We start from the raw sequence: 16364 nt of genomic DNA, 5'->3' as shown, positions 1-16364 counted from the left end.
CCGTTTCCCTGCAGGGGTGGGCTCCGGTTCGGCCGGGCTCGAACCCGGATGCCAGCGGCGCGACGGTGCCGAGCGAGGTTGCAAGATGACGATCCGATTCCACCGCGGCGACCTGCCGGACGGCTTCGACGCCGGTGCCAGCATCGCGATCGACACGGAGACGCTCGGACTCAACCCGCATCGCGACCGTCTCTGCGTCGTCCAGCTTTCGCGGGGCGACGGCACGGCCGACGTGGTGCAGATCCTCAAGGACGGTCCCAAGCCTGCGAACCTGATCCGGCTGCTGCAGGATCCTGCGGTCCTCAAGCTGTTTCACTTCGCCCGGTTCGACGTCGCGGTGCTGCGCCATGCCTTCGGCATCGTCACTGGCCCGGTCTACTGCACCAAGATCGCCTCGAAGCTCACCCGCACCTATACCGACCGCCACGGTCTCAAGGATCTGGTGCGCGAGCTGCTGGGGATCGAACTCTCCAAACAGCAGCAATCATCGGACTGGGGTGCCGATACGCTGAGCGAGGCGCAACTCGCCTACGCCGCCTCCGACGTATTGCATCTCCACGCTCTGCATGGTCGGCTCGAGGCGATGCTGGCGCGCGAGGGACGCACCCATCTCGCCAGGGCCTGCTTCGACTTCCTGCCCTTCCGGGCGGAGCTGGATCTGGCCGGTTGGCCCGAAAACGACATCTTTGCTCATACTTGACAAATTCTAAGCCTTCTTGCGTCAGTTTGACCGTGGTGTCCGACGGGGGCGCGTTCGCCGCACGACACGAAAAAGCCGTTTGCGACTGCCATTCTGCGGGGCATGACTGTGGCGATGACAACCAATGACTGGGCCGCCCGCCCGAGCGGGCCGGCGGCGCGGCGGCAGGCGGCGTTCGGCGCCGCGCGGCGGCATACCCGGCTCGTACGCTTCCTGCGCAAGGCCATTCCGGTCGGTGCGGCCGTGGCTGTGGTGGGTTTGCTGGTGGTGCCCTTCCTCAAGCCGCTGTCGGGCGTGGCGAGCCTTTCGCTCGGCGCGGTCGGCATTTCCGGCGGTAAGGTGAAGATGGATACGCCGCGCCTCTCCGGCTATCGCAAGGACAACCGCCCCTATGAGGTGACCGCGGAGGCCGCCCTGCAGGAGATCCGCAATCCGACCCAGGTCGAGTTGCAGACGCTGACGGCGAGGCTCCAGATGGAGCGCGAGGGCTGGGTGACGGTGAACGCCAAGAGCGGCCTCTTCGACACCCAGAAGGAAAAGCTGCGCCTCGTCGACGACGTCCATGTCAGGACGGAGAACGGCCATGACATCCGCATGCGGACGGCCGATGTCGACTTCAAGGGCGGCACGGTCGTCTCCAAGGAGCCGGTCAAGGTCAGCTTGGGCACCACCACGGTCGACGCCGATTCCCTCGACGTGAAGGACAGCGGCGCGTTGATCGTCTTCCAGGGGCGCGTGCGCGCCTACATCCCCAACGCTCCGGCCGGCACGATCGCCGGTCCCGAGCGCGAAGGCAGCACTCCACAGCCGGAACTGCTCCGGTCGGGTAATTCAGAGGCCGGAGCGCGGGCACCGGCCAGTGCCGGCCGCTCCAGCGCGACAGGACAGTGACCATGCAGACCTCTTTCTTCGCCCGGCTCCCCCGTCTCGCCGCCTCGGCCGGCCTCCTCGCGCTGACGATGACCGTGATGCTGCCGCAGGAGGCCGCGGCGCAGGCCAAGGCGCGCGGCGGCAACGCCAGCTCGCCCCTCGGCGGTCTCGGTGGCGACAGCAAGGAGCCGATCAAGATCGATGCCGACAAGCTGGACGTCCTGGACAAGGAAAACCGGGCGGTCTTCAGCGGCAACGTTGTCGCCGTTCAGGGCGAGACGACCGTGCGCTGCACGATCATGACGGTGTTCTACGAGGGCCGCGGCGGCCAGGGCGCCGGCGCCAAGCCGGCGACGCCGACACCGACGCCCGCCGCCGCACCCGGCCAGGGCAACGACAGCTCGATCAAGCGCATCGAGTGCAAGGGGCCGGTGACGGTGGTCTCCAAGACGCAGGCCGCGACCTCGGACAACGCGATCTTTGACCGCTCGACCAACACCGTGATCATGACCGGTAACGTCGCGCTCAACGACGGCCCTAACATCACGCGCGGCGAGAAGCTGACCTACAACACCGTCACCGGCATCGCCAATGTCGAGACCAACAAGGGCGGTCGCGTGCAGGGCTTCTTCGTGCCGAATGCGGCCGACGCCAACAAGGGCGCGCCCGGCGCCAAGCCCGCGACCCCGCCGACCAACTGAGGGGCTGACTTCGCGCTCGCTGCGCGCGCTCCCCTCTCGATCTCTCCAGTCCAGGCGCACCCCTCCACGTGACCCTCTCCGACATCTCGCAAAGCGTGACCGCACCCGGGCGCGAGGCGCCTTCGGCCCAGCGGCGGGGCGGCGGCCTGCTCGGCCGCCTGTTCCGCAAGTCGGAGAAGGCGGTGCGGGAGGACGGTTCGGCGGGCGTGACCGCGCTGGGCGGGCCAGGCATCCTGTCCGTCAGCGGGCTGCGCAAGAGCTATGGCGGCCGCACGGTCGTCAGCGACGCCAGCCTGTCGCTGCGCCAGGGCGAGGCCGTGGGCCTGCTTGGGCCCAACGGTGCCGGCAAGACGACGATCTTCTACATGATCACCGGGCTGGTCGCTGCCGATCTTGGCACGATCTCTCTCGAGGGCAACGACATCACCGAGTTGCCGATGTACCAGCGCGCGCGCCTGGGGATCGGCTATCTGCCGCAGGAAGCCTCGATCTTTCGCGGGCTGAGCGTCGAGGACAACATCCGGGCGGTGCTCGAGGTGGTCGAGCCCGATCGCCGCGAGCGCGAGCGCCAGCTCGACCAGTTGCTCGAGGAGTTCACGATCTCCCGCCTGCGCAAGGCGCCCTCGATCGCGCTGTCGGGCGGCGAGCGGCGGCGCTGCGAGATCGCGCGCGCGCTGGCCGGCAAGCCCTCCTTCATCCTGCTCGACGAGCCCTTCGCCGGTATCGACCCGATCGCGGTGGGAGACATTCAGGCACTGGTTCGGCAGCTCACCGATCGCGGCATCGGCGTGCTGATCACGGACCACAATGTCCGCGAGACGCTCGGTCTCGTCGATCGCGCCTACATCATCCATTCCGGTCGCGTGCTGACCGAAGGCTCGCCGGCCGAGATCATTGCCAATCCGGATGTGCGCCGCGTCTATCTCGGCGAGGATTTCCGCCTCTGACGGACGCCCGGCCGCGAATCGGGCCGTCCCGCCAGGGCCGTTTGCCCGCCGCCGGGAGGCAGGCATCTTATCGCGCTTGCGAGATGATGTTGCACTGCATTAACTTCGCAGCCTGAAGCCGGCGTGAGGCCTTTGACGTGCGGCGCTCGTAGCGCTAGGCTCCTTTCCAAAGCAAGAAGCGTGCCGTTCTGGGACGCTGGGTCGGGAAGGTCTGACGCGCATGGCGATGATGCCGCGCATGGAGCTGCGCCAGGGGCAGTCCCTGGTGATGACGCCGCAGCTGCTGCAGGCGATCAAGCTTCTGCAATTGTCGCATCTCGAACTTCAGAATTTCGTCGAGGGCGAGCTCGAGCGCAATCCGCTGCTGGAGCGCGAGGACACCTCCGAGGGGCCGCTGCAGGCGAGCGCCGAAAGCGCCCATGCGGCCGATCAGGAGAGCTACGACCGGGCCGAGAGCCTCAACAGCCAGGAAGGCATGGAGACGCGCCTCGGTACCGGACTCGACAATGTCTTCCAGAGCGAACAGCCCACCGTGGCGCGCCTCGACAGCAGCGGAGCCGACAGCCTGCCGATCATCGGCGGTGCCTATGGCGGCTCCGGCGGCTCCTTCGAGGAGGGGCCCGACGGGTTCGAGAGCGGGCTGGCGGCGGATATCTCGCTGCATGATCATCTCAGCACGCAGCTGGATCTTGCCATCCATGATCCCGCCGAGCGGCTCATCGGCCGCCACCTGATCGATGCGGTCGACGATTCCGGCTATCTCGGCGAGCCCCTTCCCGAGATCGCGGAAAGGCTCGGCGTGCCGGTCGCCCGGGTCGAGGGCGTGCTGCATATCGTCCAGAGCTTCGACCCCTCCGGCGTCGCGGCGCGCGACGTCGCCGAATGCCTGTCGATCCAGCTGCGCGACCGCGACCGGTTCGATCCGGCCATGCAGACCCTGGTGGCGAACCTCCACCTCGTCGCCAAGCGCGACTTCGCCGCCCTGAAGCGGCTCTGCGGCGTCGATGACGAGGACATCGCCGACATGGTTGCCGAGATCCGTCGGCTCGACCCGAAGCCCGGCCGCGGCTTCGGCGGCTCCACGGCCGAGACGGTGGTGCCGGACGTGTTCATCCGCGCGGCGCCCGACGGTTCCTGGCTCGTCGACCTCAACCCCGACACGCTGCCCCGCGTGCTGGTGAACCAGACCTATCATGCCCGTGTCTCGAAGGCGGCGCGCAACGATGAGGAGAAGGCCTTCATCGCCGAGTGCCTGCAGACCGCCAACTGGCTGACGCGCTCGCTCGAGCAGCGGGCGAGGACGATCCTGAAAGTCGCCAGCGAGATTGTCCGGCAGCAGGACGGCTTCTTCGCCCATGGTGTCGAGCACCTGCGCCCGCTCAACCTGAAGACCGTCGCAGATGCCATCGGGATGCACGAATCCACCGTCTCGCGCGTGACCTCGAACAAGTACCTGATCTGCTCGCGCGGCGTCTTCGAGATGAAGTACTTCTTCTCCGCCGCCATCGCCGCCACCGGCTATGGCGAGGCGCACTCGGCCGAGGCGGTACGCTTCCGCATCCGCCAGATGATCGAGGATGAGGCGCCGGCCGATGTCCTGTCGGACGACGCCATCGTGGCGCGGCTGAAAGAGGGCGGCATCGACATCGCTCGCCGCACCGTCGCGAAGTATCGCGAATCCCTGCGCATCCCGTCTTCGATGGAGCGCCGACGCGAGAAAGTCGCGATGGCGATGGGCAGCCGCTGATCGGCGTCCGCCACGCCGGCGACGGCTTTGGGCCATATCATTGACAGACCCGGTAGCGAGTTCTTAGCTCCCAAAGACGGCCGATCTCCCGGCCGTGGCTAAGAAGGGGAAGCACTCCATGAGCTTGCGAATCTCCGGCAAGAACCTCGATGTCGGCGAGGCCCTGCGCGGCCAGGCCGAGGCCCGCGTCGCCGCCGCTCTCGGCAAGTATTACGAAGGCGGCTACCAGGGTCATGTGACCGTCGGCAAGGACGGGACCGCGTTCAAGACGGACGGCGTCCTGCACCTGTCTTCGGGCATCACGCTCGAGGCGTCCGGCACGGCGCACGATGCCTATGCCAGCCTGGACAAGATGGCGGAGCGCATCGAAAAGCGCCTGCGCCGCTACAAGCGAAGGCTCAAGGATCGCTCCGCCAGCGCCAATGGCCGCGAGCCGGCGCTCGAAATCCCCAGCTATGTGATCGCCGCGCCCGATGAGGATTTCGAGGAGGCGGAGGCCGATGGCGCCGGCGACAACCCGGTGATCGTGGCGGAATCGACCAAATCCCTGCATGTCATGACGGTCGGGGACGCGGTCGCTGAGCTCGATCTCACCGGCGCGCCGGTCGTGATGTTCCGCCATGCTGGTCACGGCCGGATGAACGTCGTATACCGCCGCCGCGACGGCAATATCGGTTGGATCGATCCCCCCGCGTCGCTGTCATAGGTCTGGCGGAGTTCCGCGCGGGCCCGAACCTTGACCCTGCCGCAGTATCGGAATCGCGGCATGGGACATGCATGGACTGGCGCATGACGCTGATTGATCTCCTGAGCCCCGCAGCGGTGATCTCGCCGTTGCGGGCCAACGGCAAGAAGCAGGCCCTGCTGGAGCTCGCCCAGCATGCCGCGCAGCTGACCGGCCTGTCCGAGCGCGACCTCTTCGAGGCGCTGCTGCAGCGGGAGCGCCTCGGCTCCACCGGCATCGGCGACGGCATCGCGATCCCCCATGGCCGGATGGCCGGCATCGACCGGCTCGTCGGCCTCTTCGCCCGCGCGGAGAAGCCGATCGACTTCGACGCCCTGGACGGCCAGCCCGTCGACCTCGTCTTCGTTCTGATCGCACCCGAGGGCGCCGGCGCCGATCATCTCAAGGCGCTCGCCCGTGTCGCGCGCGTTCTGCGCAACCCGGCCGTGCTCGAGCAGGTCCGTGCCGTCCGGGACCCGGCCGCGATCTACGCGATTCTTTCCGAATCGGCGGCGCAGGCCGCCTGAGCCTCATCGGCCGCACCCGCCCGGCCGTCTCTCGCATTTGACCAGATCGCAACATCGGCTATTCGCTTGCGCGAAGCTCCCGCCCGGAGGGCGAGGGGAACGTCGTTGCATGCCGGAGTGCCGCCGATGGCCTATACCCATGTCGATCTCTTCCCGCTCGGACCGGACGAGACGCCCTATCGCCATCTCGGCAGCGAGGGCGTCTCCGTCGAGAAAATCGGCGACCGCGAGGTGCTGAGCGTCTCCCGCGAGGCGATCCGCCGCCTCAGCGAACAGGCCTTCATCGACATCAACCATCTGCTGCGGCCGGGCCACCTCGCCCAGCTCGGCAAGATCCTCGACGATCCCGAGGCGACCTCGAACGACAAGTTCGTCGCCTATGACCTGCTGAAGAACGCCAACATCGCCGCCGGCGGCGTGCTGCCAATGTGCCAGGACACCGGCACCGCCATTATCATGGGCAAGAAGGGCCGCCGCGTCTGGACCGATGGCGAGGACGAGGAGGCGTTGGGCGAAGGCGTCGCCGACGCCTATTTCAAGCGCAATCTGCGCTATTCGCAGGTCGCCCCGCTGTCGATGTTCGAGGAGAAGAACACGGCGACCAATCTGCCGGCGCAGATCGACATCTACGCCGAGGGCAAGGGCCATGGCGAGGACGCCTACAAATTCCTCTTCGTCGCCAAGGGCGGCGGCTCGGCCAACAAGACCTTCCTCTTCCAGGCCACGCCGTCCCTCCTGACGAAGGAGCGCATGATCGCCTTCCTGAAGGAGAAGATCCTGACGCTCGGCACCGCCGCCTGCCCGCCCTATCACCTCGCCATCGTCATTGGTGGCACCTCGGCCGAGCAGAACCTCAAGACGGTGAAGCTCGCCTCGACCAAATATCTCGACGCGCTGCCGACCCAGGGCTCGCCCAGCGGCCACGCCTTCCGCGACCTTGCCATGGAGGAGGAGGTCCACAAGCTCACGCAGTCGCTCGGCGTCGGCGCGCAGTTCGGCGGCAAGTATTTCTGCCATGACGTGCGCGTCATCCGCCTGCCGCGCCATGGCGCCTCGCTGCCGATCGGGCTGGGCGTCTCCTGCTCGGCCGACCGCCAGGCCAAGGGCAAGATCACGAAGGACGGCATCTTCCTGGAGGCGCTGGAGACCGATCCGTCGAAGTACCTGCCCGAGGTCGAGGACGCGTCCCTCGGGGGAGACGTGGTCAAAATCGATCTCAACCGGCCGATGAGCGAGATCCTGGCGACGCTGACGAAGTATCCGGTCAAGACCCGCCTGTCGCTGACCGGCACGATCATCGTCGCCCGCGATTCCGCCCATGCCAAGATTCGCGAGCGGCTCGAAAGCGGGCAGGGCATGCCCGATTATCTCAAGAACCATCCGGTCTATTATGCCGGCCCCGCCAAGACGCCCGACGGCATGGCCTCTGGTTCCTTCGGTCCGACCACGGCCGGGCGGATGGATTCCTTCGTCGACCAGTTCCAGTCCTTCGGCGGCTCGATGGTGATGCTCGCCAAGGGCAACCGGTCCGCGGCGGTGCGCGAGGCTTGCAAGACCCATGGCGGCTTCTATCTCGGCTCAATCGGCGGCCCAGCCGCCCGGCTGGCGCAGGACTGCATGCGCAAGGTCGAGGTGCTGGAATACCCCGAGCTCGGCATGGAGGCGGTCTGGCGCATCGAGGTCGAGGATTTCCCGGCCTTCATCGTCATCGACGACAAGGGCAACGACTTCTTCAAGGAGCTGAACCTCGGATGAGGCGGCTTCTCCTCGCTGCGGCTGCGCTCGCCTCGCTGCCCGCCTTGCTGGCGACGGCCGAGCCCGCCGTGGCGCAGGCCCGTCCGGCGACCTGCGCGCGCGATCTGTTCCAGAACGAGGCCGCGCTGCGTCGGCAGCAGGCGCGGCTCGCTGGCGTCGCCAATGCCGATCAGCCGACCCAGTGCCGGACCTGGCGCGAGCATGTCGGCTTCCTGCAGAGCGCGCGCACCGTCTTCGCGACCTGCCAGGCCGGAACCGAGCGCGAGCAGAACGTCGCGATGATGGATTCCGACCTGGCCGAGTACCGCGCGCTGATTGCAAGCCGCTGCGGCAAACGCTGACAAAGCGGGCGCGGCGCCGTCGCGTCTCGCCGCCGATATCGAGGGAAACGCCCGTGACCGACCAGCCGAAGACCCCGCTCCAGATCGCCGTCATCCCGGTGACGCCGTTCCAGCAGAACTGCTCGATCCTCTGGTGCACGAAAACAATGCAGGCCGTCATCGTCGATCCCGGCGGAGACGTCGCGCTCATCCGCGGTGCGCTGAAGGAGGTCGGGGTTACCCCGGCCGCGATCTGGCTGACGCATGGCCATCTCGACCATGCCGGCGGCGCGGCCGAACTGGCCGAGGCGCTGTCGATACCGGTGATCGGGCCGCACGAGGCCGACAAGTTTCTGCTGGACGAACTGCCGACAGCGGGCCTGCGCTTCGACATCCGCGACATGCGCGCGGTGACGCCCTCGCGCTGGCTCGTCGAAGGCGACGAGGTCAAGGTCGGCGATGTCGCCTTCTCGGTGCTGCAAGTGCCCGGCCACACGCCGGGTCATGTCACCTTCTTCCAGAAAGAGCTGCGCTTCCTGCTGGCTGGCGACACAGTCTTCGCCGGTTCCGTCGGCCGCACCGATTTTCCCTATGGCAGCCACGAGACCCTGATCGCGGGGATCCGGGACAAGCTGCTGCCGCTCGGCGACGACGTTCAGTTCCTGCCCGGTCATGGACCTGCCGGCACGCTCGGCGAGGAACGGGCGAACAATCCGTTCCTGCGCGGCTGAGCGGGCGGCCGCAGCTTTATTTCGTGTTGAGGCGGGTGACCGCGGCCCTGACTTTGCCCTGAGCCTGAGCCTGAGCCTGAGCCTGCACGGGTGTCGGCGGCAGGCGCCTGCCCGACCCTTGCGGAGCGGGTTGCGGGGGCGCCAGCGGCGAGGAAAGCGGTCCCCGGTTGGCCCGGCTCGGCACGGGCGGACGACGCGGAAGGTTGAGTTTCTGGCCCACGGTCATCCAGGCGCCGCCGAAGCTGTAGTACTCGACATCGTGCCAGTCGGTGCCGGGCAAGTTGCGCTGGAGCAGCTTCACGAAGCTCAGCATGTGGATTTCCTGCGAGCGATAGTGACCGTTTTTTTCGTGGATGCCGCGGATGCGGCCTTTCTCGACCTTGACCATGCCGGCGGCGAGGATCGGAGCGCCGCACAGGAAGCTCGAATGGTGGAAGCTGCCGCTCGTGTGGATGCCGACATAGAGCACGTCCTGCGGGCTGAGCACGAAAGCGCCCCAGCCGTCCGTCAAGCCGGACAGCGCGCGGGATTCCCAGGTCGAGGTATCCAGAAGCTTCTCCTCCGCTGCCGAGAGGATGGCCTGCCGGCTATCCGCCGTTTGTGAGTTGGGCTTCTTGACCGCATCGACGATGCGCAGCTGCAGGCCGGGTGTCATCCTTGAAAACATCCGTCCGCCACGAAAATCGATCGCAAACAGATCTCTGAACGTCAGGTCATCGATGTAACTGACCTCCAATGTGGTCAGAGCTACCAGAGACGTCCGGTCCAGTTTTTCGAGGTACTCCCAGAAGCTGCAGGGGTCCTTCGAGGCCTGCCAGTTCAGGAAATGGCGTTTGAGCTCCTGTCCCTGGCGGTGGTGTTGGTCGAGAACCTCGAGCCAGTTCTCGCCCTGGATGATCCTGACGGGCCTGCCATCGGCGCCATGGGTGGAGCCTTCCGGGATGATCTTCTTGACGTCTCCAAGCGTCTTGTCCCAGTTCTTCTTAGCCGCGATGTGTTTTTTCACCCGCTCGAGGACCTTGATCCCACGCAGGGCGCTCACCGCAGCCTCATGGAGATTGCGGATATGAGGTGCCCGGAACGAGCTGTGGCCATCGATCTTCGTCTGTTTTTCACTCAGCCACCGGCTGCACAGCGAAATCATGCTGGCGAGCATGATCGTCCGACGGTGTCGATCGTCCCGGGGAGTGGTGGGGTAGCTCGCCAGCAGGAGATCCAGGTGCAGCAGCACCTCATTGTTCCGCTTCCGGAAGATCTTGGAGGTGTCTTTCTTGAACCGCTCTGCGCCGCCCGGCTGCAGGTAGATCATTCCCTTCGGCTCCGCCATCGTCCCCTCCCGCCTTCATCGAACCTCGATGAAAGACAGTCGCGGCGGCGGCGGAGCACGTTCAACGCAGCAAAGATATATCGCAGGGAACAGCAAGGGCTGAAAACGTTAACGGCCATGTCCTGAAGGGTGCGCGTACATCCGGCGTCACACTTCGAGCTCATGGCCGTCTTCTACAGCGCTGGAGCACAGTGGAACGCCCTCGACATCGCCGTGATGCTCATATGGGGGAGCAATGCGGCGCTTTCAAGGGCGCCGGCCTCAGCTGTCGAGAACGCCGAGCAGGAAGTCCTGCTTGCCGATCTGGATGCCGTTCTTGCGCAGGATCGCGTAGGCGGTCGTGGCGTGGAAATAGAAGTTCGGCACGGCGAAGCGGGTGAGATAGGCCTCGCCGCGCATCGTCATGGTCGCGTTCTGGCCGCGCGGGAAGGTGACGTCGCGGTCAACGCCGGCCTCGAAGGCGGCCTCGTCGATGCCCTCGACGAAGGCGAGCACCTTGGCGATGCGCGCCTTCAGCTCATCGAAGCTCTTCTCGTCGTCGGGGTGCTTGGGGTTGTCGCCGCCGGCGAGCCGGGCCGCCGCGTTCTTGGCAAAGTCGCAGGCCAGCTGGATCTGGCGCGAGAAGGGCAGCATGTCCGGCGCCAGCCGTGCCTGGAGCAGCACCTCGGGCTGGATCTTGCGGGTTGCCGCCTGCTCGACCGTCTTGTCGAGGATGGCGTCGAGGGCCTTGAGCGTCTGGACGAAGCCGGTGAGGGCGGCAGAGCGGGCGGTGATGGTCATGGGCGATCCTCGGAAACGAAAACGGGCCCGGAAAGGGCCCGTCGCATCGCCGATATAATCATGCTGCCGGGGATTGCACCGGAAGCAGAAATCAATCCTTGGCGCGCTCCACATAGGAACCGTCTTCCGTCATCACCACGATGCGGACGCCGGGTCCGATATGCGGTGGCACGGCGGTGCGCACGCCGTTGACCAGGATCGCGGGCTTGTAGGAGGAGGAGGCCGTCTGGCCCTTGGTGACCGGCTCGGTCTCGGCGACCACGACCGTGACACGCTGGGGCAGCTCGATCGCCACGGCCTTGTCCTCGAACACCGAGAGCGAGACCTTCATGCCTTCCTGCAGATAGGGAGCCATGCTGCCGACCACGTCGCCATCGACATTGATCTGGTCGAAGGTCTCGGGGTTCATGAACACGTACTGCTCGCCATCCTGGTAGAGATAGGTGAAGTCGCGGTCCTCGACATAGGCGCGCTCGACCTGCTCGGTCGTCTTGTAGCGCTGGGTCATCTTCACGCCGTCGGAGATGCGGCGCATGTCGATCTGCGTCGTCGGCGTGCCCTTGCCGGGGAAGAAGCTCTCGGCCGAAAGGACCGAGCAGAGGTGACCGTCGAGTTCGAGCACATTGCCCTTGCGAACGGAGGATGCGATGACCTTGACCACGTGACTTGTCCTTGAGCTTGCGCCGCGCCATGGCGCCCTTGGCGAAATCCTTGCCGCGCCACTACCGCATTCGCAGGCGAAACGGAAGCTTGCCGACGTTCTGAACCCGAGACGATGACAAACGCTCTTCCGCCATTCTGGCGGCCCGACATTCATGCCGACCGTCGCCCGGCGCTTCTGGCGCGCGGCCGCATCAGGGCGGCGCTGCGCCGCTGGTTCGAGGCTCGGGACTTCGTCGAGGTCGAGGCCGCGATCCTGCAGGTCTCGCCGGGCAACGAGACGCATCTGCACGGCTTCGCCACGACACTGATCGACGATGCCGGGGCCCGGCATCCCTATTACCTGCACACCTCGCCGGAATTCGCCGCCAAGAAGCTGCTGGCGGCCGGCGAGCCCCGCATCTTCGATTTCGCCCGCGTCTTCCGCAACCGCGAGCGCACGGCGCTGCATCACCCAGAGTTCACGATGCTGGAATGGTATCGGGCCGGCGAGGGCTACGAGACGCTGATGGGCGATTGCGCCGACATGCTGGCCGCGGCGGCCCGCGCCGCCGGCGTGACCACATTGCGCTGGCGCGGCAGCGAGGCCGACCCCTTCGCGCAGCCCGAGCGGCTGACGCTCCAGGAGGCCTTCCAGCGTCACGCCGGCATCGACCTGCTTCGCACTGTCACCGCCGACAATGACGTCGATCGCGGCGGGCTCGCCGCCGATGCGGCCGAGGCCGGCATCCGGGTCGCCGAAGACGACAGCTGGTCCGACATCTTCAGCCGCATCCTTTCCGAGCGGATCGAGCCGCATCTGGGCCGTGGGCGGGCCACGATCCTGTGCGAATACCCGATCTCGGAGGCCGCGCTGGCGCGCCCGAAACCCGGCGATCCCCGCGTCTCCGAGCGCTTCGAGCTCTATGCCTGCGGCGTCGAGCTGGCGAATGCGTTCGGGGAGCTGACCGATCCGGCCGAGCAGCGCCGCCGCTTCGAGGCCGACATGGCTGAAAAGGCGCGCATCTATGGTGAGCGCTATCCCGTCGACGAGGATTTCCTGAGCGCGCTCGCCGCGATGCCGCAGGCCAGCGGCATCGCGCTGGGCTTCGATCGTCTCGTCATGCTCTGCACCGGCGCCCGCCGGATCGAGGATGTGCTCTGGACGCCGGTGGCGGAACCGGGCAGGGGAGCGGCATGACCCTTCACCAGCCTCCCGGCGGACAGCCGCTGCGCAGCGTCGGGGCCCTCATTGGGGCCGGCCTCGTCGCGCCCGCGGCACGCGAGGCGCTGGAGGCGGTGGCTGCGCGCTACGCCGTCTCGGTGACGCCGGCCATGGCCGCGCTGATCGACCCGGCCGATTCTGACGACCCGATCGCGCGCCAGTTCGTCCCCGATCCATCCGAACTCCGCACGCTGCCGCAGGAGAGCGCCGATCCGATCGGCGACGAGGCCCATTCGCCCGTCGAGGGCGTGGTGCATCGCTACCCCGACCGCGCCCTGCTCAAGCTCGTCCATGCCTGCCCGGTCTATTGCCGCTTCTGCTTCCGGCGCGAGATGGTCGGCCCCGGGGGCGACGCGCTCACGGGCGGGAAGCTCGAGGCGGCGCTGGCCTATCTCGCCGATCATCCCGAGATCTGGGAGGTCATCATGACGGGCGGCGATCCGTTGATCCTGTCGGCGCGGCGGGTGCGGGAGGTGGCGCAGCGTCTGGGCGCGATCGACCATATCAAGGTCGCGCGCTGGCACACTCGCGTGCCGATGGTCGAGCCCGACCGCATCACGGCCGATTATGCCGCCGCCCTGCGGATTCCGGGTAAGGCGAGCTACATCGCCATCCACGCCAATCACCCGCGCGAGTTCACGCCCGCTGCACGGGCCGCGCTGGCGCGGCTGGCGGATGCCGGCCATGTCCTGATCAGCCAGAGCGTCCTGCTGAAGGGCGTCAATGCGGACGTGGCCACCTTGTCGGCCCTGATGCGCGCCTTCGTCGTGAACCGGGTGAAGCCCTATTATCTGCACCATCCGGACTTCGCGCCCGGGACGGCGTCGTTCCGGCTCTCGCTGGAAGAAGGCCAGGCCCTCGTCAAAAGCCTGCGAGGCCATCTGTCCGGCCTGTGCCAGCCGACCTATATCCTCGACATCCCCGGCGGGGCGGGGAAGATCCCCGTCGGCCCCGCCTTCCTCTCGGCCTGCGAGACGCCCGGCGCCGAGGCTTTCGCCGAGGACCGCCATGGCGAGCGGCACCTCTATCCGCCGGGTTGAAGACAATGGCTGCTTTGGTAAACTAACTCAATTGAACTAACCTGAGGTCGGCCATGGAGAAGGTGAACATCCACGACGCGAAGACGCATCTGTCGCGCCTGGTCGACCGCGCCGCGAAGGGCGAGGCCTTCATCATCGCGAAGGCGGGGAAGCCCATGGTCAAGGTCGTCCCGCTGGAGCCGATCGAGGCCAAGCCGCTCCAACGCACTGGTTTTATGGTCGGGCAAATGACGGTGCCCGATGATTTCGATGAGATGGGGCGGGCAGAGATCGAAGCCATGTTCAACGGGCGATCGTGAAGGCTCTTCTCGACACGCACCTCCTGCTGTGGAACGCGGGTCGACCCGACCGGCTGTCGGCGGAAGCGCGACGCATCATCGACTCAGCCGACAGCGAGTTGTATTTTAGCGCGGCGAGCCTGTGGGAGATCGCCATCAAGACCAGTCTCGGCCGGAGTAATTTTTTCGGTTGACGCGAGACTTCTGAGGCGCGGCTTCCTCGACCATGGTTTTGCCGAGTTGCCAGTCACGGGCGAGCATGCGGTTGCGATCGACGGATTGCCGCCGATCCATAGGGATCCGTTCGATCGCATCCTGGTTGCTCAGGCCAAGGTCGAAGGAATCACCCTGTTGACGTCCGACAACACGGTGGCCCGCTATGGCGGCGCGATCCAGAAGGTTTGAGAAGGAGACCGCCATGAAAGAGAAACTGCCCATCGCGATCGTCTCCGATCTCGCCTGCCCCTGGTGCTTTATCGGCAAGGCGCGGCTGGAGAAGGCGCTGGAGAACCATGGCCTGACCGAGCGCGTCGCCATCACCTGGCTGCCCTATGAGCTGAACCCCGACATGCCGGCCGAGGGGATGGACCGCACCGCCTATCTCGACGCCAAGTTCGGCGCCGGAAAGCGCAAGGAGATCGAGATCCGGCTGTCGGAGGCGGCGCTCGAAAGCGGCGTCACCTTCAACTGGGCGCGCGTCACCAAGAGCGTCAACACCCGCATGGCCCATATGCTGGTCGCCGCCGCCTCGACCGTGCAGCGCGGCACCGAGATGAAGGCCGCGCTGTTCAAGGCCTATTGGCAGGACGGCCGCGACATCGGCGATCTCGACACGCTCGTCGCCATTGCCCGAGAGCAGGGCTTCGACGAGCAGGCCGCGCGCGACGAGCTGACCAATGAGGAGCTGCGGGAGACCGTGATCGGCCTCGAGGCGCACGCCCAGCAGGTTGGTGTCACCGGCGTGCCCTTCTTCATCATCGACGGCAAGCTCGCGGTCTCCGGGGCGCAGACCGGCGATGTCTGGGCGCAGGTCTTCAAGCAGGTGCTGAGCGACGCGGCCTGAGCGAAGGGGGCTTGCCGGGCGCGCGGCCTTGCGCCGGCGCCCGAATCATGGCCCATCCCCGCAAACAGCGGGGAGTGGGCCCATGACCCAGAAGATCAACGACCTGCGCGACCGCATGATCGTCGCGCTCGACGTACCGACGATCTGGGACGCCTATCGCATCGTCTCGCAACTCGGCGACGCCGCGAGCTTCTACAAGATCGGCTATGCGCTCGCCTTCGCGGGCGGCCTGCAGCTCACCCAACAGTTGGTGGCCGAAGGCAAGAAGGTCTTCCTCGACCTGAAGCTCCACGACATCGGCAACACCGTGACCGAGGGCGTCGCCTCCCTCAGCAATCTCGGCGTCGACCTGCTGACGGTCCACGCCTACCCCCAGACGATGCGTGGCGCCGTCGAGGGGCGCGACGGGGCGGATCTGAAGCTCCTCGCCGTCACCGCGCTCACCTCCTATGACGATGGCGATCTGCGCGATGCCGGCTATGGGCTGGCCGTGCGCGACCTCGTGCGCCTGCGAGCCGAACAGGCCCGCACCGCCGGCATCGACGGCATCGTCTGTTCCGCGGCCGAGACCGAGATCGTCCGCGACGTCATCGGCTCCGATATGCTGATCGTGACGCCGGGCATCCGGCCCGCCGGCAGCGCCGCGGGTGACCAGAAGCGCACGCTCACCCCCGGCGAGGCGATCCGCGCCGGCGTCGACCATCTCGTCGTCGGGCGTCCCATCATTCGCGCGGCCGACCCGCGTGGGGCGGCGGCTGCGATCATGGACGAGATCGCGGCAGCCTCCTAAGTTCGCGCTCCAATCAATCTCTCAGAGGATTCGGATCATGGCCAAGGGATATGTCGTGGCGCGCGCCAAGGTCAGCAACGCGACGCAATGGGCGGCCTACGCGGCCAAGGCCTCCGAGGCGATCCGTAAGTTTGGTGGCACCCCGCTGGTGCGCGGTGGCATGATGACCGTGGCGGAAGGCGAGGGCCGGGCCCGCAACG

At 66.8% G+C, this 16364-nt stretch carries 21 protein-coding genes (1 of these 21 running past the window's edge); 18 read left to right on the top strand and 3 right to left on the bottom strand.

Translation table 11 applies throughout. The features are described 5' to 3' along the window. The first annotated feature begins 85 nt into the window (after positions 1-85). The 10 genes from ABIE41_RS00145 (at position 86) to ABIE41_RS00100 (ending at position 9022) form a co-directional block, all read left to right on the top strand. The gene (locus ABIE41_RS00145; RefSeq protein WP_192645254.1) at positions 86-700 is read left to right on the top strand and encodes a ribonuclease D; all 615 of its coding nucleotides are present in this window, start codon (positions 86-88) and stop codon (positions 698-700) included. Positions 701-814: 114 nt separating this feature from the next. Continuing rightward, positions 815-1591, top strand: coding sequence for an LPS export ABC transporter periplasmic protein LptC (gene lptC / locus ABIE41_RS00140; RefSeq protein WP_192645255.1), 777 nt, complete (start codon positions 815-817; stop codon positions 1589-1591). A 2-nt stretch (positions 1592-1593) separates the two neighbouring features. Continuing rightward, positions 1594-2271, top strand: a complete 678-nt coding sequence (locus tag ABIE41_RS00135; protein ID WP_192645256.1) for an LptA/OstA family protein — start codon at positions 1594-1596, stop codon at positions 2269-2271. A gap of 158 nt (positions 2272-2429) precedes the next feature. Then, positions 2430-3218 carry an LPS export ABC transporter ATP-binding protein gene (gene lptB, locus ABIE41_RS00130; RefSeq protein WP_354193335.1) on the top strand — a complete coding sequence of 263 codons (789 nt, stop codon included), beginning with the start codon at positions 2430-2432 and terminating at the stop codon, positions 3216-3218. A 220-nt stretch (positions 3219-3438) separates the two neighbouring features. Continuing rightward, positions 3439-4965: an RNA polymerase factor sigma-54 gene (gene rpoN / locus ABIE41_RS00125; protein ID WP_192645257.1), complete on the top strand. Its 1527-nt coding sequence runs from the start codon at positions 3439-3441 to the stop codon at positions 4963-4965. A gap of 118 nt (positions 4966-5083) precedes the next feature. Further along, positions 5084-5671 (top strand): ribosome hibernation-promoting factor, HPF/YfiA family, encoded by a 588-nt coding sequence (gene hpf / locus ABIE41_RS00120; RefSeq protein ID WP_192645258.1) that lies wholly within the window; start codon positions 5084-5086, stop codon positions 5669-5671. 83 nt (positions 5672-5754) lie between these two features. After that, on the top strand, positions 5755-6216 hold the full coding sequence (gene ptsN, locus ABIE41_RS00115; protein ID WP_192645259.1) for a PTS IIA-like nitrogen regulatory protein PtsN: 462 nt from the start codon (positions 5755-5757) through the stop codon (positions 6214-6216). Positions 6217-6342: 126 nt separating this feature from the next. Then, complete coding sequence (locus tag ABIE41_RS00110; RefSeq protein WP_192645260.1) at positions 6343-7971, top strand: fumarate hydratase; 1629 nt, start codon at positions 6343-6345, stop codon at positions 7969-7971. Beyond that, positions 7968-8312, top strand: coding sequence for a hypothetical protein (locus ABIE41_RS00105; protein ID WP_192645261.1), 345 nt, complete (start codon positions 7968-7970; stop codon positions 8310-8312). The genes ABIE41_RS00110 and ABIE41_RS00105 overlap by 4 nt, the downstream gene beginning before the upstream one ends. A gap of 53 nt (positions 8313-8365) precedes the next feature. Then, complete coding sequence (locus tag ABIE41_RS00100; protein ID WP_192645262.1) at positions 8366-9022, top strand: MBL fold metallo-hydrolase; 657 nt, start codon at positions 8366-8368, stop codon at positions 9020-9022. 16 nt (positions 9023-9038) lie between these two features. Here the strand turns inward: ABIE41_RS00100 and ABIE41_RS00095 are convergent, their stop codons facing one another. The 3 genes from ABIE41_RS00095 to efp form a co-directional block, all read right to left on the bottom strand. Continuing rightward, positions 9039-10331, bottom strand: a complete 1293-nt coding sequence (locus ABIE41_RS00095) for a hypothetical protein (RefSeq protein ID WP_192645263.1) — start codon at positions 10329-10331, stop codon at positions 9039-9041. 279 nt (positions 10332-10610) lie between these two features. Beyond that, a complete protein-coding gene (locus tag ABIE41_RS00090; protein ID WP_192645264.1) occupies positions 10611-11129 on the bottom strand; it encodes a DUF1993 domain-containing protein in 519 nt (172 codons plus the stop codon). A 91-nt stretch (positions 11130-11220) separates the two neighbouring features. Then, on the bottom strand, positions 11221-11790 hold the full coding sequence (efp, locus tag ABIE41_RS00085; RefSeq protein ID WP_354191457.1) for an elongation factor P: 570 nt from the start codon (positions 11788-11790) through the stop codon (positions 11221-11223). A 114-nt stretch (positions 11791-11904) separates the two neighbouring features. On the opposite strand from efp, the gene epmA reads away from it, so the two are divergent. From epmA to ABIE41_RS00045, 8 genes are all read left to right on the top strand, one after another. Continuing rightward, positions 11905-12969: an EF-P lysine aminoacylase EpmA gene (gene epmA, locus ABIE41_RS00080; protein WP_192645266.1), complete on the top strand. Its 1065-nt coding sequence runs from the start codon at positions 11905-11907 to the stop codon at positions 12967-12969. Further along, the gene (locus tag ABIE41_RS00075) at positions 12966-14033 is read left to right on the top strand and encodes a lysine-2,3-aminomutase-like protein (RefSeq protein ID WP_192645267.1); all 1068 of its coding nucleotides are present in this window, start codon (positions 12966-12968) and stop codon (positions 14031-14033) included. The genes epmA and ABIE41_RS00075 overlap by 4 nt, the downstream gene beginning before the upstream one ends. Positions 14034-14086: 53 nt before the next feature. Then, positions 14087-14332 (top strand): type II toxin-antitoxin system Phd/YefM family antitoxin, encoded by a 246-nt coding sequence (locus ABIE41_RS00070; protein ID WP_192645268.1) that lies wholly within the window; start codon positions 14087-14089, stop codon positions 14330-14332. Next, positions 14329-14505, top strand: coding sequence for a type II toxin-antitoxin system VapC family toxin (locus tag ABIE41_RS00065; RefSeq protein WP_354191453.1), 177 nt, complete (start codon positions 14329-14331; stop codon positions 14503-14505). Before ABIE41_RS00070 ends, ABIE41_RS00065 begins: the two co-directional genes overlap by 4 nt. A gap of 46 nt (positions 14506-14551) precedes the next feature. Beyond that, positions 14552-14716, top strand: coding sequence for a type II toxin-antitoxin system VapC family toxin (locus tag ABIE41_RS00060; RefSeq protein ID WP_354191451.1), 165 nt, complete (start codon positions 14552-14554; stop codon positions 14714-14716). 13 nt (positions 14717-14729) lie between these two features. Beyond that, entirely contained in the window at positions 14730-15374 is a 645-nt protein-coding gene (locus tag ABIE41_RS00055; protein WP_192645270.1) for a DsbA family oxidoreductase, read from the top strand. A gap of 82 nt (positions 15375-15456) precedes the next feature. Beyond that, positions 15457-16164, top strand: a complete 708-nt coding sequence (pyrF, locus tag ABIE41_RS00050) for an orotidine-5'-phosphate decarboxylase (RefSeq protein WP_069054013.1) — start codon at positions 15457-15459, stop codon at positions 16162-16164. A gap of 37 nt (positions 16165-16201) precedes the next feature. After that, on the top strand, positions 16202-16364 hold the 5' portion of the coding sequence (locus ABIE41_RS00045; RefSeq protein WP_192645271.1) for a DUF1330 domain-containing protein. It continues 125 nt past the right edge of the window; 163 of the gene's 288 nt are visible here — the first part of the coding sequence; the start codon lies at positions 16202-16204; its stop codon lies off the right edge, out of view.

The sequence above is a fragment of the Bosea sp. OAE506 genome (genome assembly GCF_040546595.1).
In the GTDB taxonomy this organism is placed as follows: domain Bacteria; phylum Pseudomonadota; class Alphaproteobacteria; order Rhizobiales; family Beijerinckiaceae; genus Allobosea.
Note: the sequence above shows the minus strand (reverse complement) of the source record. Positions and strands in the feature narration are given on the sequence as shown.

What these genes read in the sequence shown, in the direction of transcription:
- ABIE41_RS00145 (WP_192645254.1), top strand. Translation starts at nt 86, where the DNA reads ATGACGATCCGATTCCACCGCGGCGACCTGCCGGACGGCTTCGACGCC.
- lptC (WP_192645255.1), top strand. Translation starts at nt 815, where the DNA reads ATGACAACCAATGACTGGGCCGCCCGCCCGAGCGGGCCGGCGGCGCGG.
- ABIE41_RS00135 (WP_192645256.1), top strand. Translation starts at nt 1,594, where the DNA reads ATGCAGACCTCTTTCTTCGCCCGGCTCCCCCGTCTCGCCGCCTCGGCC.
- rpoN (WP_192645257.1), top strand. Translation starts at nt 3,439, where the DNA reads ATGGCGATGATGCCGCGCATGGAGCTGCGCCAGGGGCAGTCCCTGGTG.
- hpf (WP_192645258.1), top strand. Translation starts at nt 5,084, where the DNA reads ATGAGCTTGCGAATCTCCGGCAAGAACCTCGATGTCGGCGAGGCCCTG.
- ptsN (WP_192645259.1), top strand. Translation starts at nt 5,755, where the DNA reads ATGACGCTGATTGATCTCCTGAGCCCCGCAGCGGTGATCTCGCCGTTG.
- ABIE41_RS00110 (WP_192645260.1), top strand. Translation starts at nt 6,343, where the DNA reads ATGGCCTATACCCATGTCGATCTCTTCCCGCTCGGACCGGACGAGACG.
- ABIE41_RS00105 (WP_192645261.1), top strand. Translation starts at nt 7,968, where the DNA reads ATGAGGCGGCTTCTCCTCGCTGCGGCTGCGCTCGCCTCGCTGCCCGCC.
- ABIE41_RS00095 (WP_192645263.1), bottom strand. Translation starts at nt 10,331, where the DNA reads ATGATCTACCTGCAGCCGGGCGGCGCAGAGCGGTTCAAGAAAGACACC.
- ABIE41_RS00090 (WP_192645264.1), bottom strand. Translation starts at nt 11,129, where the DNA reads ATGACCATCACCGCCCGCTCTGCCGCCCTCACCGGCTTCGTCCAGACG.
- epmA (WP_192645266.1), top strand. Translation starts at nt 11,905, where the DNA reads ATGACAAACGCTCTTCCGCCATTCTGGCGGCCCGACATTCATGCCGAC.
- ABIE41_RS00075 (WP_192645267.1), top strand. Translation starts at nt 12,966, where the DNA reads ATGACCCTTCACCAGCCTCCCGGCGGACAGCCGCTGCGCAGCGTCGGG.
- ABIE41_RS00070 (WP_192645268.1), top strand. Translation starts at nt 14,087, where the DNA reads ATGGAGAAGGTGAACATCCACGACGCGAAGACGCATCTGTCGCGCCTG.
- ABIE41_RS00055 (WP_192645270.1), top strand. Translation starts at nt 14,730, where the DNA reads ATGAAAGAGAAACTGCCCATCGCGATCGTCTCCGATCTCGCCTGCCCC.
- pyrF (WP_069054013.1), top strand. Translation starts at nt 15,457, where the DNA reads ATGACCCAGAAGATCAACGACCTGCGCGACCGCATGATCGTCGCGCTC.